This is a genomic window from Pseudofrankia sp. DC12 (genome assembly GCF_000966285.1).
Taxonomy (GTDB): Bacteria; Actinomycetota; Actinomycetes; order Frankiales; family Frankiaceae; genus Pseudofrankia.
In genome coordinates, this window is sequence record NZ_KQ031391.1 from 284,371 (window position 1) to 306,877 (window position 22,507).

The 22,507-nt window shown below is 74.2% G+C and carries 24 protein-coding genes; 18 read left to right on the forward strand and 6 right to left on the reverse strand.

Annotation, left to right across the window (positions count from 1 at the left end; genetic code table 11):
* Positions 1–32 precede the first annotated feature (32 nt).
* Positions 33–563: an ABC transporter ATP-binding protein gene (locus tag FRADC12_RS29000; protein WP_045875206.1), complete on the reverse strand. Its 531-nt coding sequence runs from the start codon at positions 561–563 to the stop codon at positions 33–35.
* Positions 560–790, reverse strand: coding sequence for a hypothetical protein (locus FRADC12_RS32690; RefSeq protein WP_045875207.1), 231 nt, complete (start codon positions 788–790; stop codon positions 560–562). The genes FRADC12_RS29000 and FRADC12_RS32690 overlap by 4 nt, the downstream gene beginning before the upstream one ends.
* Positions 791–1,058: 268 nt before the next feature.
* Here FRADC12_RS32690 and FRADC12_RS01095 point away from each other — a divergent pair, with 268 nt between their 5' ends.
* The 7 genes from FRADC12_RS01095 to FRADC12_RS01125 all read left to right on the forward strand — a co-directional run bounded on the left by FRADC12_RS01095 (position 1,059) and on the right by FRADC12_RS01125 (position 7,237).
* Complete coding sequence (locus tag FRADC12_RS01095; RefSeq protein WP_198152748.1) at positions 1,059–1,733, forward strand: TetR/AcrR family transcriptional regulator; 675 nt, start codon at positions 1,059–1,061, stop codon at positions 1,731–1,733.
* A 112-nt stretch (positions 1,734–1,845) separates the two neighbouring features.
* Positions 1,846–2,100, forward strand: coding sequence for a hypothetical protein (locus tag FRADC12_RS01100; protein ID WP_157488659.1), 255 nt, complete (start codon positions 1,846–1,848; stop codon positions 2,098–2,100).
* Positions 2,101–2,156: 56 nt separating this feature from the next.
* Complete coding sequence (locus FRADC12_RS01105; RefSeq protein ID WP_502685217.1) at positions 2,157–3,731, forward strand: bifunctional aminoglycoside phosphotransferase/ATP-binding protein; 1,575 nt, start codon at positions 2,157–2,159, stop codon at positions 3,729–3,731.
* 72 nt (positions 3,732–3,803) lie between these two features.
* Positions 3,804–5,624, forward strand: coding sequence for a GAF domain-containing protein (locus FRADC12_RS01110; protein WP_052711234.1), 1,821 nt, complete (start codon positions 3,804–3,806; stop codon positions 5,622–5,624).
* Between the two features lie 68 nt (positions 5,625–5,692).
* Entirely contained in the window at positions 5,693–6,100 is a 408-nt protein-coding gene (locus FRADC12_RS01115) for a TetR/AcrR family transcriptional regulator (protein WP_232303529.1), read from the forward strand.
* A gap of 88 nt (positions 6,101–6,188) precedes the next feature.
* Positions 6,189–6,590, forward strand: coding sequence for a VOC family protein (locus tag FRADC12_RS01120; protein WP_045875208.1), 402 nt, complete (start codon positions 6,189–6,191; stop codon positions 6,588–6,590).
* Between the two features lie 203 nt (positions 6,591–6,793).
* Positions 6,794–7,237 (forward strand): GlcG/HbpS family heme-binding protein, encoded by a 444-nt coding sequence (locus tag FRADC12_RS01125; protein WP_198152749.1) that lies wholly within the window; start codon positions 6,794–6,796, stop codon positions 7,235–7,237.
* A 33-nt stretch (positions 7,238–7,270) separates the two neighbouring features.
* Here FRADC12_RS01125 and FRADC12_RS01130 read toward each other — a convergent pair whose 3' ends face one another.
* Complete coding sequence (locus tag FRADC12_RS01130; protein WP_045875210.1) at positions 7,271–8,617, reverse strand: amidohydrolase; 1,347 nt, start codon at positions 8,615–8,617, stop codon at positions 7,271–7,273.
* Positions 8,618–8,728: 111 nt separating this feature from the next.
* On the opposite strand from FRADC12_RS01130, the gene FRADC12_RS01135 reads away from it, so the two are divergent.
* Positions 8,729–9,220 (forward strand): hypothetical protein, encoded by a 492-nt coding sequence (locus FRADC12_RS01135; protein ID WP_045875211.1) that lies wholly within the window; start codon positions 8,729–8,731, stop codon positions 9,218–9,220.
* A gap of 54 nt (positions 9,221–9,274) precedes the next feature.
* Entirely contained in the window at positions 9,275–10,030 is a 756-nt protein-coding gene (locus FRADC12_RS01140; protein WP_045875212.1) for a toll/interleukin-1 receptor domain-containing protein, read from the forward strand.
* A 10-nt stretch (positions 10,031–10,040) separates the two neighbouring features.
* Here the strand turns inward: FRADC12_RS01140 and FRADC12_RS01145 are convergent, their stop codons facing one another.
* Positions 10,041–11,390: an HNH endonuclease signature motif containing protein gene (locus FRADC12_RS01145; protein ID WP_045875213.1), complete on the reverse strand. Its 1,350-nt coding sequence runs from the start codon at positions 11,388–11,390 to the stop codon at positions 10,041–10,043.
* A 663-nt stretch (positions 11,391–12,053) separates the two neighbouring features.
* Between FRADC12_RS01145 and FRADC12_RS27980 the strand changes: the two genes are divergently transcribed.
* The 6 genes from FRADC12_RS27980 to FRADC12_RS32695 all read left to right on the forward strand — a co-directional run bounded on the left by FRADC12_RS27980 (position 12,054) and on the right by FRADC12_RS32695 (position 16,739).
* Positions 12,054–12,350 (forward strand): hypothetical protein, encoded by a 297-nt coding sequence (locus tag FRADC12_RS27980; protein ID WP_052710621.1) that lies wholly within the window; start codon positions 12,054–12,056, stop codon positions 12,348–12,350.
* 1 nt (position 12,351) lies between these two features.
* The gene (locus tag FRADC12_RS01155) at positions 12,352–13,479 is read left to right on the forward strand and encodes an FAD:protein FMN transferase (protein WP_232303530.1); all 1,128 of its coding nucleotides are present in this window, start codon (positions 12,352–12,354) and stop codon (positions 13,477–13,479) included.
* Entirely contained in the window at positions 13,476–14,045 is a 570-nt protein-coding gene (locus tag FRADC12_RS01160; protein ID WP_045875214.1) for a ferric reductase-like transmembrane domain-containing protein, read from the forward strand. The genes FRADC12_RS01155 and FRADC12_RS01160 overlap by 4 nt, the downstream gene beginning before the upstream one ends.
* Positions 14,042–15,352 (forward strand): NADH-ubiquinone oxidoreductase-F iron-sulfur binding region domain-containing protein, encoded by a 1,311-nt coding sequence (locus FRADC12_RS01165; protein WP_045875215.1) that lies wholly within the window; start codon positions 14,042–14,044, stop codon positions 15,350–15,352. Before FRADC12_RS01160 ends, FRADC12_RS01165 begins: the two co-directional genes overlap by 4 nt.
* A 28-nt stretch (positions 15,353–15,380) precedes the next feature.
* Positions 15,381–15,692: a ferredoxin gene (locus FRADC12_RS01170; RefSeq protein ID WP_045875216.1), complete on the forward strand. Its 312-nt coding sequence runs from the start codon at positions 15,381–15,383 to the stop codon at positions 15,690–15,692.
* Positions 15,693–15,950: 258 nt separating this feature from the next.
* The gene (locus FRADC12_RS32695; RefSeq protein WP_045875217.1) at positions 15,951–16,739 is read left to right on the forward strand and encodes a PadR family transcriptional regulator; all 789 of its coding nucleotides are present in this window, start codon (positions 15,951–15,953) and stop codon (positions 16,737–16,739) included.
* 82 nt (positions 16,740–16,821) lie between these two features.
* On the opposite strand, the gene FRADC12_RS31920 is transcribed toward FRADC12_RS32695, so the two are convergent.
* The gene (locus FRADC12_RS31920) at positions 16,822–17,061 is read right to left on the reverse strand and encodes an NAD-dependent epimerase/dehydratase family protein (protein WP_045875218.1); all 240 of its coding nucleotides are present in this window, start codon (positions 17,059–17,061) and stop codon (positions 16,822–16,824) included.
* A gap of 288 nt (positions 17,062–17,349) precedes the next feature.
* Between FRADC12_RS31920 and FRADC12_RS01185 the strand changes: the two genes are divergently transcribed.
* Positions 17,350–18,102, forward strand: a complete 753-nt coding sequence (locus FRADC12_RS01185) for a NeuD/PglB/VioB family sugar acetyltransferase (protein ID WP_045875219.1) — start codon at positions 17,350–17,352, stop codon at positions 18,100–18,102.
* On the opposite strand, the gene FRADC12_RS01190 is transcribed toward FRADC12_RS01185, so the two are convergent.
* On the reverse strand, positions 18,083–18,460 hold the full coding sequence (locus FRADC12_RS01190; RefSeq protein ID WP_045875220.1) for a VOC family protein: 378 nt from the start codon (positions 18,458–18,460) through the stop codon (positions 18,083–18,085). The two genes, FRADC12_RS01185 and FRADC12_RS01190, sit on opposite strands and share 20 nt — an antisense overlap.
* A gap of 373 nt (positions 18,461–18,833) precedes the next feature.
* On the opposite strand from FRADC12_RS01190, the gene FRADC12_RS01195 reads away from it, so the two are divergent.
* Positions 18,834–21,023: an outer membrane protein assembly factor BamB family protein gene (locus tag FRADC12_RS01195; protein ID WP_052710622.1), complete on the forward strand. Its 2,190-nt coding sequence runs from the start codon at positions 18,834–18,836 to the stop codon at positions 21,021–21,023.
* Positions 21,024–21,124: 101 nt separating this feature from the next.
* Positions 21,125–22,507 (forward strand): glycosyltransferase family 2 protein (locus tag FRADC12_RS01200; protein WP_232303531.1); only part of this gene is annotated, 1,383 nt, incomplete at its 3' end.

Sequence of the window (22,507 nt, forward strand, 5' to 3'; positions counted from 1 at the left end):
CGGACACCGAGTATGGATACTAAGAGTGTTAATCAAAGCACTCTGTGTTCGGATCGTGAGGTGCTGGCGCTCGCGAGTCGCAGCGCGTCGCGGAAAAAGCCCTCGGTCTCGGCGAGCTCGCCTGGGCTGGCCAGCGCCGTCAGCCAACCGTCCTCCAGCACCACCACCCGGTCGCAGCCGAGCACGGTGGACATTCGGTGGGCGATGACGGTGGCCGCCGGCCCGATCGTGGCCACCGCGGCGCGCAGCGCCTCCTCCGCGCGGGCGTCGAGCGCGCTGCTCGGCTCGTCCAGCACCAGGAGGCCGGGCAGCCGGACCAGCGCCCTGGCCAGCGCCACGCGCTGGCGCTGGCCCTCTCGCGGGTCGACGTCGGCCCGGTCGACCGGCCGGTCACCGGGGCCGACGAGCACCTGGCCCCTGCTCGGTTCGGGCAGGCCGAGCAGCACGCCGGCGAGGGTCGTCTTGCCGGCACCGCTGCGCCCGACCACGCCGAGCCGCTCGCCCGGCCGCAGCGTCAGCCCGGTGCCGGTCAACGCGGGCCGGGCCGTGCCCGGGTAGGTCACCTCGACCCCGGCGAGCCGGATCGCGCCGACGTTGGGGCAGGACCGCCCCCCTGGGGCGCGGCCGGTCGCCCAGCGGCCAGGTGCTCCTCGACGCGGTCCAGGTGGGTCAGCCGTTCCCGCAGCTGGTGCGCGGTGGCGCCGAGAGCGGAGGCCTGACCGAGCGCGCGCATCACGAGCAGCGTGACGAGCCCGACGGTGGCCAGCGGCAGCTCGTCGAGCCACAGCACCAGCAGCAGGACGGCGATGAGCGCGAGCGCGAGCGCGCGAGGTCACGGGCCAGCCGCGCGGGGCGAGTGGAGTGGCCATGGCGCCGAAGATGGTCGGCAGTGGTCGCGTAGTTACGTCAGGTAGCGACAGCGTAGGCTGCGGAAGACCGCGGCCGCGCGTGTCCCGGCCGGCGGACATACGCCGACAAAAGCCGGCCCACGCCGTTTGACGTGGCCCGTGTGGCGCCGGTGCCGGCGGTGGTCGCCGGGACAGGGTAAATTGACGATCATGACGGCGTTCTCGGGTTCGGAGGTCGACGACGCGCTGGTGGCGGACTCGCCCGGCGAGCCCTCGGCCGCGGCGGCCGGGCCGGCAGCGGCCGGTGGCCGCACGTCACGGCAGGCCGACCTGTTCGACGCGCTGCTGCGGATCTTCCTGACCGAGGGTTTCGCTCGGTTCACGCTCGCCGAGCTGGCCGGGCGGCTGCGCTGCTCGAAGAGCACGCTCTACGCGCTGGCCCGCAGCAAGGAGCAGCTCGCGGTCGCCGTCGTCGGCCATTTCTTCCGCGCCGCCGCGGACCGCATCGAGCGCGACGTCGCCCAGGCGGCCGCCGCCAGCCCGGCCGACACCGTCGGGGCCTACCTGCGGGGGGTCGCCCGGGAGCTGCGCCCGGCGTCGGCCGTCTTCCGCCACGACCTGGCCGCGAACCCGGCGACCCGGGCCGAGTACGAGCGCAACACCCGGATCGCCGCACGCCGGATCCGCGAGCTGGTTGCCGCCGGGGTGGCGGCCGGCGTCTTCGGCGGCGTCGACGCGGCCTTCGTCGGCCAGTCGGCGACGGCGGTGATGGTGGCGATCCAGCGCGGGGACATCGCCACCGCGACCGGCCTGTCGGACGCCGACGCCTACGCCGAGCTGGCAAACCTGCTGCGCCACGGCCTGACCGGCCCACTGGGCGCCTGACGAGGGCAGCGCGAGCCTGGTCACGGGTCCGGCCGGCACCAATGTGCTGCCAGTGGTAACCGTTGCGCTGCGGGAGGTTGTCGCGTCCGGCCCATGCCTGCACCATGTGCCTGTGCCGACCTGCGAAGAAGTCGCCTCTATAGCCGATTCCGTCGACCGGGCCGCCCGCGCGCACGAGCTGTTCGGGGGGAAGCACCCCCGGCCCGGCCAGTTGCGCGACCTCCGCGCCGACGCCCTGCGGACCGCCATCGGCGAGGGCCGCGACGCGACCGAGCTGGCGTCCCGGCTCGGCGTGCGCGCCGCGGACATCGCCTGGATGACCAGTCTCGACAAGCCAACCTGGCCGGCCCGGGCAAAGAACGGCTGAACCGGGCCAGTCGGCCGGCGCGGGGCCGGTCCGAACGTCCCGACGGCGCGCTACTTATGGCGGCGGGCGCGGCGGCAGCCACCGAGGATGCTGGAGGAGTGCTGCCCGAAGCCCTCGACGCGACCCCGGCCGGCGGCTACGCCGTCCCGAGGTGGGACCTGGCCGCGCTGCCGCCCGGCGAGGTCGTCGAGACGCACTCCGCGACGCTGACCTTTGTCGACGACCTCGTCTACAAGGTCAAGAAGCCGGTCGACCTCGGCTTCCTGGACTTCTCCACCCGGGCGAAGCGGCTGGCCGCCTGCGAGCAGGAGGTGGCGCTCAACCGCCGGCTCGCGCCGGACGTCTACCTGGCTGTCGCCGACCTGCGCGACGGGCGGGGCCGGGTCGTGGACCACGCCGTGGTGATGCGCCGGCTGCCGGACCGGCTCCGGCTGACGTCGCTCGTCCAGCGCGGCCAGCCCGTCGGCGCCGCGCTGCGCGCGATCGCCCGGCGGCTGGCCGCCTTCCACGCGGCCTGCGCGACGTCGGAACTGATCGCGGCCGCCGGCAGCGGTGAGACGCTCGCCGGCCTGTGGCGCGAGGGCGTCGACCAGGTGGCCCAGTACAGGGACACCGTCCTCGACGGCACGGTGATCGCCGAGATCGACCGGCTGTCCGCGCGTTACCTCGCCGGCCGGGAGCCGCTGCTGCGCGCCCGGATCGACGCCGGTCTGGTCCGCGACGGCCACGGCGACCTGCAGGCCGACGACATCTTCTGCCTGCCGGACGGCCCGCGGATCCTGGACTGCATCGAGTTCGACCAGCGCCTGCGGGTCGGCGACGTGCTCGGTGACGTCGCGTTCCTCGCGATGGACCTGGAGCGGCTCGGCGCCCGCGCGGAGGCGGAGCAGCTGCTCGGCTGGTACAGCGAGTTCGCCGGCGAGACCCATCCGCCGTCGCTCGCACACCTCTACCTCGCCTACCGCGCGTTCGTGCGGACGAAGGTGAGCTGTGTCCGGGCCGGCCAGGGCGACCCCGACGCGGCGGACCTGGCCCGCCGGCTGGCCGGCCTCGCGCTCGACCACCTGCGCCGTGGCCGGGTGCGGCTGGTGCTGGTCGGCGGCCTGCCCGGCACCGGCAAGTCCACGCTGGCCGGCCGGCTGGCCGAGCTGGAGGACGGCTGGGTGCTGCTGCGCTCGGACACCGTCCGCAAGGAGCTCGCCGGCCTGCCGACGGACCGGCCCGCGCCGCCGGAGCTGTTCGACGGCGGCCTGTACCGTGGGCTGTACGCGCCGACGGCGACGGCGGCAGTCTACGCCGAACTGCTGCGCCGGGCCGGCCGCGCGCTCGCCCGCGGGGACAACGTGCTGCTGGACGCGTCGTGGTCGGCCGCGGCGGACCGGGCCGCCGCGGACCGGCTCGCGGCCGCGGCGCGCGCGGACCTGATCGAGCTGCGCTGCGTGACGACGCCCGAGGTCGCCGCGGCGCGGATCGCCCGCCGGGCGGCGGCCCGCGCGGACGCGTCGGACGCGACGGCGGCGGTGCACGAGGCGCAGTCGACCCGGGCCGACCCGTGGCCGTCAGCCGCCGTGGTCCACACCGCGGCACCGATCACCGAGGCGGCCGCCGCCGCGCGCCGCCAGCTGCACTGAACCGCCGTGCCCGACCGTTCCGGGGCCGGTGACCCGCCGGCGGGGGGCGGCCGTCGGCTACCGTTCGAGGACATGGAGCCTGAGCCACCGGCACTCGCACCGGTGCCGCGCGCCTCAATGGACTCGGTGCCGCGCCCGGCCGCCGTCCACGGCCAGCCGGACTACGCCGGCGTCGGTCGCCTGGAGCTCGACGAGCTGCTCGCCCAGCTGGTCGAACGGGCGCAGGACGTGATGGAGCGCGCCCAGGACGTGATGTCCACCCAGAGCCGGCTGCGCGGCCTGCTGCGCGCCACGACGACGGTCGCCGCCGACCTGAGCCTCGACGTGGTGCTGCGCCGGATCGCCGAGGCCGCCTGCGAGCTGGTCGACGCCCGCTACGGCGCCCTCGGGGTGACCGCGAAGGACGGCGACGGGCTGGAACAGTTCATCCACGTCGGCATCGACCCCCGGCTGGTCGCCGAGATCGGCCACCTGCCGCGCGGCGAGGGCGTACTCGGCGCGCTGATCAGCGACCCGCAGCCGGTACGCCTGGCCGACATCGCCGACCATCCCGCAGCGGTCGGCTTCCCGTCGGGCCACCCGACGATGCGCACCTTCCTCGGGGTGCCGATCAGGGTCCGCGGCGAGGTGTTCGGCAACCTCTACCTCACCGAGAAGCGCGGCGGCCGGGCGTTCACCGCCGAGGACGAGGAGCTGGTCCAGGCGCTCGCCGCGAGCGCCGCCGTCGCGATCGACAACGCCCGCCTGTTCGGCCAGGCGCAGCACCGGGAGCAGTGGCTGCAGGCGTCGGCCGACATCACCCGCCATCTGCTCGGCGACGGCGACCGGCCGCTGGAGATGATCGTCCGGCGCGCCCGCGAGGTGGCCAGGGCCGACACGGCCGCGCTCGCGCTCGGCGCGGACGACGCCGGGCACCTGAGCCTGGACATCACCGCCGGCGCCGGGGCGGACCGGCTGGCCGGGGGGCTGCTCGCCGTCGACGACTCGCTGGCCGGCCGGGCGATGCGGGAGCGCGCGCCGCTGTTCGCCGCCGAGGCCCCGGCCGAGATCGCCCGGCTGCTCGACGGGCAGCCGGCGCTCGGCCCGGTGATGGTGGTGCCCCTGGTCGCCTCGCAGCTGACGTCGGGTGCCGTCATCCTCGGCCGGCGACACGGTGCCGAGCCGTTCACCGACGCGGACCTGGAGATGGCCGCCGCGTTCGCGGGCCATGTCGCGATCGCGCTGCAGCTGGCCGAGTCGCGGTCCGCACGCAGCCGGCTGACGATGCTGGAGGACCGCGACCGGATCGCCCGTGACCTGCACGACCACGTGATGCAGCGGCTGTACGCCGTCGCGCTGGGCTTGCAGGGGCTCGCCGAGGGCGAGCAGCAGCCGAACCGGGCCCGCCGGCTGGCGACCTACGTCGACGACCTGGACGCGACGATCCGCGAGATCCGCCAGACGGTCTTCGAGCTGCGTGGCCGCTCGGCGGCGGGCGGCACCGGGCTGCGGATCGCGCTGCGCGAGATGGTCGACGAGATGACCGACGCGTTCGGTTTCGCGCCACGACTGCTGGCCGACGGGCCGCTGGACAGCGCGGTCGACGCGGAGGTGGCCGACCACCTGCTCGCGGTGGTGCGGGAGAGCCTGTCGAACGCAGCCCGGCACGCCCGCTGCCGGAGCGCCTCGGTGACGGTGACGGTCGCGGGCGGCCAGGTCAGCGCCGAGATCGTGGACGACGGCGTCGGCGTCGGCGAGCCGGCCCGCAGCAGCGGCCTGGCGAACATGCGCAGCCGCGCCGCCGAGCTGCGCGGCGCGTTCCAGATCGGCCCCGGCCCGGAGGGGTCCGGCACGCTGGTCCGCTGGACCGCGCCCTGCGCGGCGCCCGCGACGGCCCCGCCCGACCCGGTCTGACCGGACCGGCCGGGCAAGAGCCCGTCGCGGGCCCACGGCCACCCCCGATTTGCGATAATCGCTGCACCATGACCAGCGAGCCGACTTGGGTGCTGCCGGCGCCGGAGTCGATCGCCCGTCGGGCGCCGTTCTCGGACAACCCGGCGGTCGGCCGGCGCGGGCAGCGCACCCAGCAGCGCATCCTGGCCGCGGCGCTGCGCGTCTTCGCCGAGGGCGGCCACCACACCTCCAGCATCGCGGAACTCGCCAAGCGCGCCGGCCGCTCGCGGGTGTCGTTCTACCAGTACTTCTCCAGCAAGGAGGACGTGCTGCGCCACCTCGCCGGCCAGGTCGCCCGGCAGGTCGGCGCCTCGGTCGAGGCGATGGGGCTGCTGACCCCGGACCCTGCAGGCTGGCCCGCCGCGTCGGCGGCGTGCTCGCCGGCCGGCGCGGCGGCGGCGTGGCAGCGGGCGGCGTCGGCCGGGTGGCCGGCGTAGTCGAACAGCCGGCCGGCCGCGGTCTGCAGCTCGTTCGCCCTCGCCTGGTCGTCCTCGGCGCGGGCCAGCCAGGCCTCGGCCTCCTGGCATGACGTTCTTCCCCGCCGTCAACCACGTCGCGGTCACGGTGAGCGACCTCGCGACGAGCGTTCCCTGGTACGGCCGGCTGTTCGGCGCCGAGCCAGTGCTCGACGAGGACACCGGGCCGTTCCGCCATGTCGTCTTCGCGCTGGCCGGGGGCCAGCAGCTGTTCGGGCTGCACTACTTCCCGGGCAACGCGTGGCCGGGCGAGTTCAGCCCGCGACGGGTCGGCCTCGACCACGTCTCCTTCGGCTGCCTCAGCCGGGCCGAGCTCGCCGCGTGGCGCGACCGGCTCGAGGAGCTGGACATCAAGCACGGCGACATCGTCGACGCGCACTACGGCTCGAACCTGTCGTTCAAGGACCCCGACGGCATCGCGCTGGAGTTCTTCGCCCCGCCGGCGGCGTAGCCGGTCGCCTGGTGGCCGCGGCCGTCCCCGCGACGGCCACGGCCACCCGCTGCGCCACACCGGCCGCCGTCGGCCGCGGACAGGTGTGCCACGTGGCGCGCGCGGGTTCGGCGCGTCGCGGGACCTAGCGTCGTGAGCTGGGCATTCCGCCCGGACACGTCGACGCCGCCGGGGCGATGCCGCCGGGGCTGCTAGGGGGGACCGTGATCTTGTCACTGGCCGACGCGCGGCGGGTCATCGCGGCGGGCGAGCGGCGGGCACACCAGCTCGGCCAGCCGATGAACATCGCCGTCGTCGACCGGGACGGCAACCTCGTCTCCCATGTACGCATGGACGGCGCCTGGACCGGCAGCGTCGACGTCTCCATCCGCAAGGCGGTCGACGCGTGCTGGGCCCGCGCCGGGGTGGCCGGTGGCCGGGTGTTCGACCTGGCGGCCGCCGGCGCTCGCTGGGAGTCTCCCAACGGCGGCTACCCGGCTGACGCCAGGGGCGAGCCGGACCGGGAGCCCGGCCGGGCCGGTGGGCCGCCCGCGGCGGGCGGCGTCCCACTGCTGCGCGACGGCGCCGTCGTCGGCGCGATCGGCGTCAGCGGCGGCGGTCCCACCCAGGACCAGGCCGTCGCCCAGGCCGCCGTCGCGGCACTCTGAGCTGCTGGCGCCAGGGCTGCCGGCACCCGCGGCTCAGGTCAGCGCCGCGCGGCGGGCGAACAGCTCCTCGGCGGCGGTCTGGGCGCGGGCGCGGATCGCGGCCTCGTCGGCCGTGACCAGCTTCCCGCCGTCGAGCAGTCGGCGGCCGTCGGCCCAGACGCTGTCGACGTCCTGGCCCGACGACGAGAAGACCAGGTGCGCGGCCACGTTGGCGTCCGCGCCGGACAGCAACGGCGTCGTGTGCAGCTTGCGCAGGTCGACCAGGATGATGTCGGCGCGCTTGCCCGGTTCGAGGCTCCCGGTCAGCTCGCCGAGGCCGAGGCAGCGGGCGCCCTCGATCGTCGCCATCGCGAGGATGTCCCAGGGGTCGCCCGCGGTCGGGTCCAGCCCGACCAGCTTCTGGAGAAGCGAGGCGATCTTTGCCTCCTCGAGGATGTCGAGGTTGTTGTTCTCCTTCTCGCCGTCGCTGCCGATGCCGACGGTGACACCCGCGGACCACAGCTTCGGGATCGGCGCCGGCCCGGAGGCGAGCTTCATGTTCGAGGCGGGGCAGTGCGCGACCCGGGTGCCCGTCGCGGCGATGAGGTCGATCTCGGCGTCGTCGAGCCAGACGCAGTGCGCGACGACGGCACGTCCGCCGTCCAGCGCGCCGCGCCGGGCGATCTCCGCCAGCGGCCGGTGCCCGTAGCGCCGCAGCGACTCCTCGACCTCCCACCGGCTCTCGCTGGAATGCACGTGCAGGCCGGTGTCGTACTCGGCGGCGAGCGCGGACGCGTCGGCGAAGGCGCGCTCGGTGCAGTAGAAGAGGTGCTCCAGGCCGACCCAGGACCGGACCCGGCCGTCGTACGACTCCCGGTGCTGCGCCAGCAGCGCCCGGGTCGAGTCGATCGACTCGAAGTAGTCGTACCCGGTCTCGTCCGCGACGTACGGGACGAGTGTCGCCCGGATGCCGAGCTCCCCGGCCACCCGCGCCGAGCCATCGAGGAAGCGCCACATGTCCATCACGGACGTCGTACCCGACCGCAGTGCCTCCGCATAGCACAGCCAGCTCGCCGCCTCTGCGATCTCGGGCGTGAGCGCTCGGTGCGCCGGATCGACGTAGGTCTGTAGCCAGTCGAAGAGCGCGAGCCCTTCCGCGGTCCCGCGCAGCAGACCGGAGTGCAGGTGGCAGTTGTGCAGGCCCGGGAGCACCGCGAACCCCGTCGCGTCGATCACCTCGACGCCCGGCCCGGCGGACCGCGGGTCGGCGTCGAGCTCCTCGACGGTCCCGACGGCGACGATCTCGACACCGTCGAACAGCACCGACCCAGGCTGCAACAGCCGCCGCCGGCGCTCCGGCGCCATCGGCAGCACGACCCCGCCCCGCAGCAACGTCCCCATGACGCCTCATTCAGCCGAGCCGACCGCGCCCGGGCAAGCCTTCCGGGGCTCACTGCGTCGAACGCCACCCCCGCGACCTGGGCGGAAACATCGCTCCGGGAGGATCGCACGATGACCTCACACCCGCGGGCCGCCCGGATCCGCCGCTCCGCCGCGCTGTTGGTCGCGGCGGGCCTGCTCAGCGGGCTGGCGACGGCCTGCGGCTCGTCGGGCCCGGCGTCCCAGGCCGTCGCGCCCTGCCCGCTGCTCACCCCCGCGGAGATCAGCGCCGCCGTGGGATCGACCTTCGCCCGTGGCAGGGAACAGGTATCGGAGGGCCAGTCGAAAAGGATCGGCTGCTGGTACAACTCGCCGAAGGGGTACGCCAGCCTGTGGACCTGGCGCGGCGCGGGGCCCGGGGCAAGGTCGGCTCCCAGTTGCTCGGGCAAGTTCGAGAACGCCGACGGCGCCAGCTACCGCGCCCTGGTCTGCACGACCGGCGCGGACATCCAGACCGCCTACGTCTCCAAGGGCAACAACTACCTGAGCCTGGAGATCGGCGCCGGCGCCCCGCCCGGCGCGGCACGCACCCTCGGCAGGCTGGCCGCGACGCGCCTGCCCTGACCCGCCGGCGGGCCAATGATCCGTAAGGTGTGAGAACGGTCCCTGACCGCGAGCGTGAAGGGGGCAGGCCGGGCCGGGCCACGCCGGTTCAACAGGTCGGGCCCGTGCCTGCCCGACCTGCACTACATGATCCCGGCACTGACCCGGCTGCCAGCGGCTCCGGCGCTGGTCGACGAGTCCTTTCTCGACCTCTGGGACGCCGTACCGGGCGACAACCTCGTCAACCGCATTCAGGAGGGCCTCCGCCAAGCCGACCGCGTCATCGTCATTCTCTCCCAGGCCTACCTGGACCAGACCGACGACAACGGCCCGCAGGCGCAGTGGCAGGCGAAATGGAGCCAGGACCCCGAAGGCCCGAGAGCCAAAGTCCAGATGGCCGCACACAGGCAACCGGTCCATGCCCTGTCGTTCTCGCCAGACGGCCAGTGCCTCGCCATGGCCTCCGCGGACCACACCGTCCGGCTCTGGCAGACCTCGACCGGCAGCCCCCGCGGGTTTCTCATCGGCCATGACGCGCAAGTCCGGACCGTGGCCTTCTCGCCCGACGGCCGCACCCTGGTCACCGGTGCTGACGACGCGACGATCCGGCTCTGGGACGCGGACACCTGTTCCGAGATCGCGACGCTGATCGACCTCCCCGACGGCAGCTGGGCGGCCCTGCTGCCCGACGGCTCCTACAAGCTCGTCGGCGAACACCGCAACCGGTTCTGGTGGGTCGTGAAGAACCGCCGCTTTATGCCCGGCGAGCTGGACGCCTACGACTCAGCCGTTCGCCGCCTCCCCGAGGACGCCCCATTCCCCCGGCCATAGCGCCAACGCGTCAGGCCGCCACCGCATCAGGTGGTTCCCACATCCCGGTGTACAGATGGTCGAGATTTCGATGCAACGGATTTCGACGGGGTTGGCGCGCCGGATCCACGGAATAGGGCGGTACGAAGCTCGGATGGCCGTCGGAGCCCATTGCCACCGTCCAGTCGCCGCGATGGATCACCCTGTGATGAAAGGGACACAGCAGCACCGTGTTGCCGAGGTTCGTCGCTCCGCCAGCAACCCACGGGATGACGTGATGCGCATCGGCCCAGGCCGCTGGCTTCGGGCACTGCGGGAAGGCGCACCCACCGTCCCGGGCAACCAGCGCCCGGCGTAGCCACGGCGGCACGATGCGGCGGGTCCGGCCAAGCTCCAGGGGCATGCCCTCCTTGGAAAGCAGGAGGTGGGTCAGGTCCGCGTCGCAGCAGAGCCGTTCGAGCACGGCGTGGGAAAGCGGCATCCCGTAGCCGGTGCTGGCCGGGGTGGCACCCGCTCTGCCCAGCAGTGCGTCGACCGTCGTCGTGACGGTGAGGTGCGGGCGGGTGCCCCTGGACAACGGCAGGGTGCCCGAGGCCAGAACCCGTTCGATGATCTCGACCAGGGCGTCGGCGCGCAGTTGGGGAACCGTCCGACGGTCCTCGGGGCTCTCCGCGAGCGGGCGTGGCTTGGCCAACGGCTCGAGTGCGGCGCGCATGGCCGCGGCGGCCTCGGCGTCCAGCGTCCCGGTGAGGCGAGTGGTTCCGTCGGGCTGGTCGGTGAGGTGCAGCTCCCGGCGACGGGCCTGGTCGCTATCGTCCCCAGAGGCGCCACCAGGCGGCTGCTGCTCATCGCGGATCCGGCCACGAATGGTCTTGCCGAGAATGGCGAGCTCGCCCGCGTCGAGGGTCTCAGCCTGAGCCAACAGGAAGGTCTCGGCCCAGTCGCGCCGCTCCGTCGGGGTGTCGGAAGGCAGCGAGTTCAGCGCGGCGACGATGGCATCCGCCTGGCCGTGGCTGATCGTGGCGCCGGTCAGTGCCTCGCCGACCCGGCGATACGTCGTGTCGAGGTCACGGGCGAGGGCGACGGTACGGCGGGCATCGGCGTACCGAAGCCTCAGGTGCTTACGCAGCAGATCCGCCACGGTGGGCAGTTCCTCTTCGCCGAACAATGGGCGCAGGTCACGGCCTTGCACCTCGCGGACCGCCGCGAGCTTCAGCGCGGACAGCAGGCGGGAGGCACGCTCGACACCGTCGAGGACCTCCAGCACCTCGCCTTCGGCCAACGCCCAGAGATTCGCGCCAGCCAGCTTCTCCAGGCTCACGACCACATCGTCGAGCGCGGCGAGCGTGTGGTGCCGCGGACCCGTCGCGCCAATGGACATGCCACAACGAAAGCACGCTTTCGACCGCCCGTCCAAACCGGCCGATCCGCGCCGCTGACCCCGCCATTTGACAGATCCCGAGAAAGATGCCTCGCCGACCAGCCCTTCTACGACTGGCATTCAGCAGAAATCGACTCCGAAGGACGCATGGGCTGTGCTCGCCAAGGTCTGCTCGTCGACCTGATCGGCCTAGCGCCCTTTTGACCAAGAAACGGGCTCGGTTACGACCGAGAAAGGGCCGAAACGGCGATCAGGGGGACACCCAGACCGGGCGACTCCTGGTGGAGGCGCCACCGCCAGGAATCCCACTGCACCCGCTCGCCGGAATGAGAAACAGCGCCCTTCGCCGGCAGGGCTCACAGCCGCCGAGAGCGGCAGGCAAACCACTTCGGTGGCGGGGCCATCGCGCAGCCGGGGTGGCCACGGCGAACGGCGCGGTCGTGGCCAGGCCACCCGTCCCGGCGGCCTGTCGGGCCCACGACACCGGCCCCGACCAGCCTCGTCGCGACCGCACAGAGGTTTCTCAGGTGTCTCCAAGGGTTGGGGCTCACTCTGGAGAGGTAGGCACCCGTTGCACGCGCACCGAAGCCCAAGCCGGGCCCGAACGGATCCGCCGGGCCGGGAGCGGGGACGGTCCGCGACCAGCCGACGGAGGGACAGCCCATGGCATCGCGCGACGCGGCCGCCCGGCCGTCCCGGGAGGACGGCCTGCGGCGGACCGGACGGGTGACGACCGGCGTGGTCGCCGCCAGCGCCGCCGCCGTCGTCACGTTCGGTTTCCTCGCGCACGAGCACACCGCCGCCGCGGCCAGCACCGGGACCACCAGCAGCGACAGCCAGACCAGCACCGGAACGACGACCCCGCAGGACGGAACACTCCTCGACGGTGGCGGCTCGGGCCTGGTCTCCGGCGGCGCCGGTTCCGCCGGCACGTTCCACGGCCAGACGAGGGGCAGCTGACATGCCCGACCGAACCCACCGCCCCATTTCGGCCGACCGTGGCACCGAGCCCAGGTCCGCCCCAGCCGGCGCCGACCACAAGCCCACCGCGGCCGGCCCCGGCCCCGAGCCGGCCGCGGCCGAGTGGCCGGTCTGGAGCACGAAGGCCCGCCTCGTCGTCACCGACCCGGCCGCGCTCGACGAGGCGCGCCGGATCGTCGCCGGCCAGCTCGCGGCGGTGGACGCGGCGGCCAGCCGGTTCCGCGACGACTCGGAAGTCAGCCGGCTCGCGACGGCCAGCGGTGAGCCGCGCCGGGTCAGCCCGGTGCTCGCCGAGCTGATCGCCGTCGCGCTGACCGCGGCCGCGGCGACCAACGGCGATGTCGACCCGACGCTCGGCGGCCCGCTCGCCGCGCTCGGCTACGACCGGGACATCGCGCTGATCCCCATAGACCGTCGACGCCCGGCACATCGCCGCCGCCGGGGCGACCCGGACGAGCCAGCCGAGGCCGCCGGCGCGGTCGCCAGCCAGGCGGTCCGGCGCGGGCCGGCGTGGCGGCGGATCACGCTCGACGGTGACCAGGTCACCGTCCCGGCAGGCATCCAGCTCGACCTCGGCGCGACGGCGAAGGCGCACACCGCCGACCGCTGCGCCGCTCTCGTCGCCGACCGGCTCGGCACCGGCGCGCTGGTCAGCCTGGGCGGCGACCTGGCGACCGCGGGGCCGCCGCCCGTCGGCGGGTGGCGGGTGTACGTCCAGGACCGGCCCGGCGAGCCGGCCGGCTCGGTCACGCTGGCCGCCGGTGGGGCGCTGGCCACGTCGAGCACGATCGGCCGGCGCTGGCGGCGCGACGGCCGGGTCCTGCACCACGTCCTCGACCCGCGGACCTGCCGGCCCGCGCCGGTCGTCTGGCGTACGGTCACCGTCGCCGCGACCAGCTGCCTGGCCGCGAACACGGCGACGACCGCTGCGCTGGTCCGGGGCCGCGGCGCGGTCGGCTGGCTGAACGGGCTCGGCCTCCCGGCGCGGCTGGTCGCGGCGGACGGCGCCGTCGTCACCGTCAACGGCTGGCCCGACGACGACCCGACGCCGACCGGCCGGCTGCGGACCGGCCCCCTGGCCCTGACCCGCTCCGGAGCGGTCCGGTGAGTCAGAACGTGCTCTGGTACACCGCTCGCGGGACCGGGCTGACGCTGCTGCTGGTGCTGACGCTGACGGTCGTGCTCGGGATCGTGGCCAGGCGGGGACGGCCGGCGGCGGGGCTGCCGGGCTTCGCGCTCGCGGCCGTGCACCGCAACGCGAGCCTGCTGGCGCTGGCCCTGCTCGTCGTCCACGTCACCACGCTGGTCCTCGACCCGTTCGCCCACATCGCCGTCCTCGACACCGTGGTGCCCTTCGCCGCCGGGTACCGGCCGCTGTGGGCCGGGCTCGGGACGTGCGCCGCCGACCTGCTGCTCGCGGTGCTCCTCACCAGCCTGGTGCGCCACCGGATCGGCGCGCGGGCCTGGCGGGGTGTGCACTGGGCGGCCTACGCCGCCTGGCCGGTGGCCTTCATCCACTCGTTGGGGACGGGCACCGACGTCGGCGCCTGGTGGCAGCTCGCCGTCGCGGTCATCTGCCCGGTCGCGGTCGTGCTCGCCGTCGGCTGGCGCTGCTCGGCATCCTTCCGGGCCGGCGCCGCCCGGCCAGCCGGCGCAGGGGCGCTGACCCGATGACCACGCCGACCGGATCCGGCCCGGCTCCGGCGACAGCGTCGTCGCCGGAGCCGGGAGACGGCGGCCGGCTGCTCGCCGCGGGCGCGGCGACCCTCGCCGAGCACATGGCCCGGCTCGGACCGGTTCCCTACCGCGGCCGGCCTGGCCAGCTCGTGGACGACGTCCGCGCCGCCGGCCTGACCGGCCGTGGCGGGGCCGGCTTCCCGATGTGGCGCAAGCTCGCCGCGGCCCTCGGGCCGGACACCACCGGCGGCGGAGCCTGGAGCGGGCCGGCGAGCGTCGTCGCGAACGCGGCCGAGAGCGAGCCGGAGAGCGCCAAGGACGCCTGGCTGCTCACGCGGGCCCCGCACCTGGTGCTCGACGGGCTGGCGCTGGTCGCCGAGGCGGTCTCCGCCGCCGACGCCTTTGTCTATGTGAAGCCCGGCCGCCCGGCCGAGGCGGTCGGGCGGGCGCTGGCGGAACGCCGAGCGGCCCGGGTCGACCAGCGGCCGGCCGGGGTGAGGCTGGCTCCGCCGGGCGTGTTCGTCGCCGGCGAGGCCTCCGCCGCGGCGGCGGTCGTGGACGGCGGCGCGGCCAGGCCGTTCCCCCAGTTCGTACCGCTCGCCGCGCCGGCCCCGCGCGGTGCCGGTCGCCAGGGCCGGCTGCGCAGGCCGCTGGTCGTCTGCAACGCCGAGACACTGGCGCACCTGGCGCTGGTCGCCCGCCACGGCGCGGCCTGGTTCCGGGAGCGCGGCACCGTCGACGAGCCGGGCACCACGCTCGTCACGGTCAGCGGGGCGGTCCGGTCCCCCGGGCTGGTCGAGGTGCCAATCGGCGCGACGCTCGCCGAGGTCGTCGGCCTCGCCGGTGGCGCGGCCGAGCGGCCGGGGGCGATCCGGGTCGGCGGGTACGGCGGCGCCTGGCTGCCGGCGGACCGGACGCCCGACGTGCCGCTGTCCCGCGCGGGCCTCGCCGCCTGGGACGCGGGCCCGGGACCCGGGCTGGTCCAGGTGCTTCGGGCCCAGGCGTGCGGCCTCGCGGAGACGGCCCGCCTCGCCGGCTACCTGGCCGGGCAGAGCGCCGGTCAGTGCGGTCCGTGCCGCGCCGGGCTGCCGGAGCTGGCCGCGGCGATGGGGCAGCTGGCCGCGGGCGGTGCCATGACCGGCTCGTGGGCGAGGCAGGCGGCCGAGGTCGCCGAGCTCGTCGACGGCCGCGGCGCCTGCCGGCACCCCGACGGCGCCGCCCGGCTGGTCCGTTCCGCGCTGCGCGTGTTCGCCGCCGACCTGCGCGCCCACGCCGCCGGCCACTGCGCCGGCTCAGCCGGTTGATCTTCTTGCTTTCGAGAAAGGACCGACCATGCAGTCATCCTCGTCCCGGCCATCCGGGCCCAGCCTGGTGCCGATCGGGTGGATGCTCGGCGTGGACTGGTCCGCGTGCGACGGCCGTGGCTGGTGCGTCGAGCTGCTGCCGGAGCTGCTCGTCCAGGACCGGTGGGGCTACCCGCTCGCCCAGGCCGACGCCGACCGAGCGGCGGCTGCCCGCGACGGGGCGCCCGGCGCCGGCCGGCAGTGTCGTGAGATCCCGGTCCCGGATGACCTGGCCCCGCACGCGCGCCGCGCGGTGGAGACCTGCCCGCGGCTGGCGCTGCGGCTGCGCCGCGCTTCCTGACGCCGGCGAACCACACGCAGGCCCAGGTCACGGCCCACCGGGACGGACCGGCGAACGAGGGCCTTGTTTTAAGTTCTAACGCGATATATCGTGAGCGTGTCGCTGGAACACCGGCCCGCTCGACTGGGCCTGCCGGAAGCCGGCGGCACCAGCGGTCCGGCGCCCCGGCCGCGGTGACGGCCACCGGCCGCCCGCCAGCCGGCGCCCCGCGCCCCTACCTCAAGCGCGCCCGCGCGCCTCTCATCAAGGAGAACAATCATGAAGTCCCACCACCCACGCAGATCAGTGCACGACGGCCCCGGCGCCGACCCGCGGCTGCACCACGGCCCGTTCCGCCGGCACGGCCACTGGCACGCACATCACCCCGGCCCTGGCATGGGCCCGGTCCCTGGCGACCTGGGCCCGATTTCCGGGCCGCCGCCCATGGGCCCCGGCGCGGGTCCCTGGGGGCCCGGCCCCTGGGGACCGCGGCTTCGGCCTGGTCACCGCGGCGGCGGCGGCCGTGGCCGTGCCGGTCGCGGCGACGTCCGCGCCGCCGTCCTGCTGCTGCTGGCCGACGGCCCGCAGCACGGCTACCAGCTGATGCAGGCGATCGCGGAGCGGACCGGCGGCGCCTGGCAGCCGAGCCCAGGCGCGGTCTACCCGACGATCAGCCAGCTCGAGGACGAGGGCCTGGTCACGGTCACGGCCGACGGCGGGCGCCGGCTCGTCACGATCACCGAGACCGGGCAGGCCTACCTCGCCAAGAACCGGGACACGATCGGCGACCCGTTCGCTGCGTTCACCGCCCGGGCCGGCCACGCCGACGGCGTCGACCTGCTCGGCGCCGTCCAGGAGCTGTCCGGTGCCGTCTGGCAGGTGGCCCGAGCCGGCGACGCCGGCCAGGCCGCCGCGGCGCACAAGGTGCTCACCGACGCCCGCCGCGCCCTCTACCTGCTCCTCGCCGGCGAGCCCGCCGCGACCACCGCGACCACCGCGACCGAGCCCACCGGGACCGAGCCCCCCGCGGCCGAGGAGCCGCCGGCCACCGACGCTCCGGCCGAGTAGGCGCCGGCCGGTCCGGCACACAACCGGACCGGCCCGCCGGCTCACCCCCTGATGGCCGGTCCGGTGCGCGGGCCGGCCGTTTTCACCGCCCGGCGCGCCACCAGGCGACCAGGCGGCGCAGGCCGACGGACAGGTCGACCTCGGCGGCCAGCGCGCCCGCGAGGTTTGCCCGCCGGCCGCGGACGAGGTTGTCGACGACGACGATCTCCCTGGCCCGGGCCGCGAGCAGCTGGTCGCAGACCGCCGAGCCGATCATGCCTGCCCCGCCGGTGATGAGGCAACGCGCCCCGGCGAGCTCGACACCGCCGGCGGCGGCGCTCACCGGAAGGCCACCTGGTCGGCGTGGCGCGCGCGTCCGTGACCGATACGCGCCACGGCGACAATCGCTTCTGTGGCAGCCGCTTCCCGTTGTCACAAATTCCCCCGGGGAAGGTTCCCCGATCCGCGCACGGCTTACCCCTGTCTTGTCGCCGCGCCGAGAACAGTGTCGCGGCAGAACCATACCGGGATCTACCGGCGCATCGGCGATCATTGGAAACTCCCGGGCGGCCTGTCGGCGCGAAATTCGGTGGCGCGACCCACGCGCCAGCAAGGCCGTATAAAGGACACCATGACCTCCGCCGGGCCCATACCCCTCCTGATCGTCGGTGCCGGCGGGCTGTCACGGGAGGCCGCGGAGGCCGCCCGCGCGTCCGGCGACCACCACGTCGTGGGCTTCCTGGACGACAACCCGGCCCTGTGGGGCGCGCCGATCGGCGGCGCCCAGGTGCTCGGCGGGATGGACCGGGTCGCCCACTATCCGCGGGCCCGGCTGCTGCTCGGTCCGGGCACCGGCCGCTCCCGTGCGGTGCTGCGCCACCGGCTGGAGGAGATGGGGGTGACGGCCGACCGGTACACCAGCGTGATCCACCCGCGGGCCGTGATCCCACCGTCCTGCGCGGTCGGCCAGGGGTCGATCCTGCTGGCCGGAGTGGTGCTGACGGCCGATGTCACCCTCGGTCAGCACGTCGCGGTGATGCCGAACGTGGTACTCACCCACGACGTCGTCGTCGAGGACTACGTCACCGTCTGCGCCAACGCGTCGCTGGCCGGAAGTGTGCGGGTCCGGGCCGGCGCCTACGTCGGCCAGAACTGCACGATCCGGGAGGGCCTGACGATCGGCTCCTGGTCGCTGATCGGGATGGGCGCGGCCGTGACCAGGGACGTCGGCGACTCGGAGGTCTGGGCCGGAGTGCCGGCCGAGCTGATCCGCCCGTCGGTGGGGCCGCCGCCGGTCTCGACCGTGCCCGCGTCCGCCCGGGCCCGCGGTCGCTACACGCCCGCGCCGACTGGCCCGAGCGGGCTCAGCGCGCGAACTCGGTGACCGAGAGGGTGTGGCCGTCCGGGTCCGAGAACCAGGTGACCCGGTCGCCACCCGGGGCGGTCCAGATGCCCAGCTCGTCCTGCTCGAGGCCCGCGTAGCGGTTGGCGCGCACGCCCCGGTCGGCCAGCCAGCGGACGGTCCCGACGATGTCGGCGACTCGCCAGCCGACAGTCGTGAACGGCTGCGGCACCACGTCGGCGACCGCGCTCACCCGCAGCATCGTGCCGTCGACGGCGAACACCGCGGCCTGCGGCGTCTCCTCCAGCAGCCGAAGCCCGAGCACGCCCTGGTAGAAGGCCACGGCCCGGTCGAGGTCGACGGTCGGCACGAAGGCGATCAGCTCAGCGTCACCCAGCACTCCCCCACCGTCTCACGTCCGCCGGTCCGGCCCGCGTCGGCGCGGCGCACTGCGACTCTTCCTGTGCTGGCCGAAACGTGCATCACCCGGCGTTCACGCCTCGGCTACCGCCGATCAGCGCTGGCTCACGAACACATTCCGCTACGCGCCGCAATGGAAGAACGACTCTGAGCGAGGTAACAGGTGGCGGGCGGAATGCGTTCTGCCACGGGTGGCAGCGGCGTCGTCTTTGGCTACCACACCACTCGGCGGAGAGATTATCGGATTCTTGACCAAGCGCGGGACCGGGGGAGGTTCGTCCCCTCGATCGGCGCAGGTAGAGTCTCGGCAGGGCCAAGAATCATGATCCGCCGGCGCGCGGGAAGGAGCGGCCTTGGAAGCATTGGGGCCGAGCGACCCGACGGCCGTCGGTAACTATCAGCTCGCGGCCGTGCTGGGCACCGGCGGTATGGGCCGAGTCTACCTGGCCTTTTCTCCGAGCGGGCGCCGGGTAGCGATCAAGATTATCCGGCCCGACCTCGTCCAGCAGCGGCATATCCGGCTGCGGTTCGCCCGCGAGGTGGCCGCCTCCCGGGCCGTGAACGGTTTCTTCGCGGCGGGTGTCATCGACGCCGACCTGGAGGCCAATCCGCCCTGGCTGGCGACGGCCTTCATTCCGGGCCCTTCGCTCAACGCCGCCGTCCGTGATGCCGGGGCGCTTCCGGCCGCGTCGGTACGCGCGCTCGGCGCCGCCCTGGCGGAGGCGCTTTCCGCCGTCCATTCCGCCGGCCTGATCCATCGGGACCTGAAGCCCGCCAACGTGCTGCTGGCGCCCGACGGCCCGCGGCTGATTGATTTCGGAATATCCGCGCTCGAGGACTCCGGGCCGCTCACGCACGCCGGTGCCGTGATGGGCTCGCCCGGTTACATGTCGCCGGAGCAGATAAACGGCGAGACGGTGGGCACGGCCACCGACATCTTCGCCTTCGGCGCTGTCCTCACGTTCGCGGTCACCGGGACCGGCCCGTTCGGTGTCGGCTCGCTGCCGTCGATGCTCTACCGCAGCGTGCACAATCCGCCGGACCTGACCAAGGTCCCGGACGAGCTGCGCCCGCTGCTGGCCTCCTGCCTGGACAAGGATCCCGCGCGCCGGCCCGACCTGGCCACCATCCTGCGGGAGCTGACCGGCGGCCGGCCCGCGGCCGACATGTTCCCGCCGGGCTGGCTGCCCGCTGCGCTGGCCAAGTCGCCGATCCCGACCGGGCCGATGCCGGCGTTCCCGCTAGGGCCGACGCCTACGCCCTTCGGCACCACTCCTGTCCCGGTGCCCGGGATCGGCGACCGGTCGGTGCCGTCGGCGGCGCGGGGGCCCCGCCCGCCGGCGAGCGAGGCCACCAGGGAAGTGACGGTCTCCTCCACGCCACCCGACCCGAGAGGCGGCCTGGCGACCCGGCTGGCACCGGTGCCGTCCGAGCCCTCCCTGGGCCGCACCACTCCCGAGCCGGCCCGGCAGGGACCGAGCCGCCGCCTGCTCCTGGGCGGGGCGATCGGCACCGTCGGGGCCGCCGCGGCCGGGACGACGGTGTGGCGCCTCCTGGACGACGGAAGCGGCCGCCAGGCGCCGCCCGCGAGCCCGCCCGGGACCGTCCGCTGGCGCTTCCCCACCGCCGGGATCACGCTCGGCCGCCCCCGGGTCGCCGGTGACCTGGTGTACGCGGGCAGCAACGACGGAACCCTGCACGCGGTGCGGACGTCGAGCGGCGCGCAGGCGTGGAAGTTCACCACCGGCGGCGCGATCGGGTCCACCCCGCTGGCCCTCGGCGGCATCGTCTACCTCGGCGGGGACGACGGCTACCTGTACGCGTTCGACGCCACGACCGGCAGGACCCGCTGGAAGTACCACACCGACGGGATCGTGCACTCCCCGGCCGCCGGCGGTGGCCTGGTGCATGTGGGCAGCGCCGACGCCCACCTGTACGCGCTGGACGCGACCTCCGGCGCGTTCCGGTGGAAGTTCTCCGCCCAGAACGACACCCACTCACCGGCGCTCGCCGGCGACACCGTGTTCGTCGGAAGCAGCGACACCAACCTCTACGCCGTGGACGCCTTCTCCGGCAACCCGCACTGGGCGTTTCCCACCGCCGGCGCCGTCTCCGGTATGCCAGCCGTGCTGGGTGGGATCGTCTACTTCGGCAGCACCGACGGAAGCCTGTACGCCGTCGACGCCGGCAGCGGGAAACGGGCCTGGAAGTTCGACGGCGTGTCCGTCGGCGCCGGGCCGGCCATCGCGAACGGGACGGTCTACATGGGCGGTGCTCAGCGCAGCCTGTACGCGCTCGGCGCCGCGGACGGCAGGAAGGTGTGGACCTTCCCCGCCTCGGGGGACGTCGGCGCGCCCGTGGTGGTGAACGGCACCGTCTACTTCGGCACCAGCGACGCCAACCTCTACGCGGTGGACGCCGCCACCGGCGCCCAGAAATGGAAGTTCACCGCCGCCAGCGGCGTGCACTCGGTCGCGGTCACCGGCGAGACCGCGTACTTCGGGACCGAGGACAACAACCTGTACGCGGTCAGCGTCCGATGAGCTCTTCCCACGACCAACGCTGACGAGGAGGGGGCTTGGCGGTCGCCAGTCACAGGGCCGCGCGGCGACTGGGGAGAGGCACCCGTCGGAGAAGCACCGCGGTGCGGGTGGCCTATGCCCGCTGCGCCGAGATCTGTGGGCCGCTGACCGCGCCGCGGGGCGACAACCCGAGGGTGCAGTTCCGCTCCGTCGTGCCGCCGGGCCGCCGGCTCGCCCTGACACTGCTGTTCCTGTTCACGGCGCTGGTGAACCTGATCTTCGTCGGCTGGCTGCTGCTGCCTGCGCACGTGCCCGGCGCCGGCGTCACCGGGCGCGGCGGCTGGCAGCTGTCCCTGGCCCGGGTGAGCTTCTGCCTGGTCATCCTCGTCGAGGTCATCAGGATCGTCCAGGTCACCATCATCTGGATACTCGCCTGGCATGCCCGGGATCCGGTGCCTCTGGTCCCGGCGCCCGGGCTGCGCGTCGCCGTGCTCACCACGATCGTCCCGTCGAAGGAGCCCGTCTCCGCCGTGGCACGGACGCTGGGCGCGATGCGGGAGATCGCCTATCCGGACGGCTTCCTGACCACCTGGATCCTGGACGAGGAGAACGACCCCGAGGTGCGCCGGACCGCCGCCGGCCTCGGCGTCAGGCATTTCACCCGGCGCGGCCGCCCAGAATACAACCAGCCCACCGGGGAGTTCCGGGCGAGAAGCAAGGCCGGCAACCACAACGCCTGGCGCGCCGAACACGAGAGCCACTATGACGTGGTGGCCCAGATGGACCCCGACCACGTACCGCTGACCTGTTTCCTGGAAAGGACCCTGGGCTATTTCCGGGATCCGGACGTCGCCTTCGTCGTCGCGCCCCAGGTCTACGGGAACATGCTGGAGAACCTGGTCACGCGGGGCGCCTCGATGCAGCAGTACCTGTTCAACGGGGTGATCGAGCGCGGCGGAAACGGCCTCGACGCCCCGCTGCTCATCGGTACCAACCATCTCTACCGGCCGGCGGCCTGGCGGCAGATCGGCGGCTACCAGGACTCGATCATCGAGGACCACCTGACCAGCATGCGGGTCCAGGGGACGATCAACCCGGCGACCGGGAGCCCCTGGAAAGGCGTCTACACGCCCGACGTGATCGCGGTCGGCGAGGCGCCGACGACCTGGACCGACTACTTCAACCAGCAGAAACGCTGGGCGTACGGCGTCTGGGACGTCAAGCTGCGCCGCCGGGCGAAGGCCGGGATCAGGCTGCGGGCGCGCCAGCGGCTGCTGTACGGAATGGTGCAGTTCTACTACCCGAGCGTCGCGACGAGCCTGCTGTTCGGCAGCCTGGCGACGATCGGCTATCTCCTTTTCGGCGCCTCCGCGGTGCACCTGCGCGGGGGCCCGTGGCTCAGCCTGTGGACCGCCGCCCTCGGCAGCTGGGTCAGCATGTGGCTGTGGCTGCGCCGGTTCAACCTCGCCGAGCACGAGCGGCACGAGATCGGCATCCCGGGCATG

Coding starts and splice junctions, on each gene's coding strand:
- FRADC12_RS01095 (WP_198152748.1), top strand. CDS start 1,059: ATGACGGCGTTCTCGGGTTCGGAGGTCGACGACGCGCTGGTGGCGGAC.
- FRADC12_RS01105 (WP_502685217.1), top strand. CDS start 2,157: ATGGCGGCGGGCGCGGCGGCAGCCACCGAGGATGCTGGAGGAGTGCTG.
- FRADC12_RS01110 (WP_052711234.1), top strand. CDS start 3,804: ATGGAGCCTGAGCCACCGGCACTCGCACCGGTGCCGCGCGCCTCAATG.
- FRADC12_RS01115 (WP_232303529.1), top strand. CDS start 5,693: ATGACCAGCGAGCCGACTTGGGTGCTGCCGGCGCCGGAGTCGATCGCC.
- FRADC12_RS01120 (WP_045875208.1), top strand. CDS start 6,189: ATGACGTTCTTCCCCGCCGTCAACCACGTCGCGGTCACGGTGAGCGAC.
- FRADC12_RS01130 (WP_045875210.1), bottom strand. CDS start 8,617: ATGGGGACGTTGCTGCGGGGCGGGGTCGTGCTGCCGATGGCGCCGGAG.
- FRADC12_RS01135 (WP_045875211.1), top strand. CDS start 8,729: ATGACCTCACACCCGCGGGCCGCCCGGATCCGCCGCTCCGCCGCGCTG.
- FRADC12_RS01145 (WP_045875213.1), bottom strand. CDS start 11,390: ATGTCCATTGGCGCGACGGGTCCGCGGCACCACACGCTCGCCGCGCTC.
- FRADC12_RS27980 (WP_052710621.1), top strand. CDS start 12,054: ATGGCATCGCGCGACGCGGCCGCCCGGCCGTCCCGGGAGGACGGCCTG.
- FRADC12_RS01155 (WP_232303530.1), top strand. CDS start 12,352: ATGCCCGACCGAACCCACCGCCCCATTTCGGCCGACCGTGGCACCGAG.
- FRADC12_RS01165 (WP_045875215.1), top strand. CDS start 14,042: ATGACCACGCCGACCGGATCCGGCCCGGCTCCGGCGACAGCGTCGTCG.
- FRADC12_RS01170 (WP_045875216.1), top strand. CDS start 15,381: ATGCAGTCATCCTCGTCCCGGCCATCCGGGCCCAGCCTGGTGCCGATC.
- FRADC12_RS32695 (WP_045875217.1), top strand. CDS start 15,951: ATGAAGTCCCACCACCCACGCAGATCAGTGCACGACGGCCCCGGCGCC.
- FRADC12_RS01185 (WP_045875219.1), top strand. CDS start 17,350: ATGACCTCCGCCGGGCCCATACCCCTCCTGATCGTCGGTGCCGGCGGG.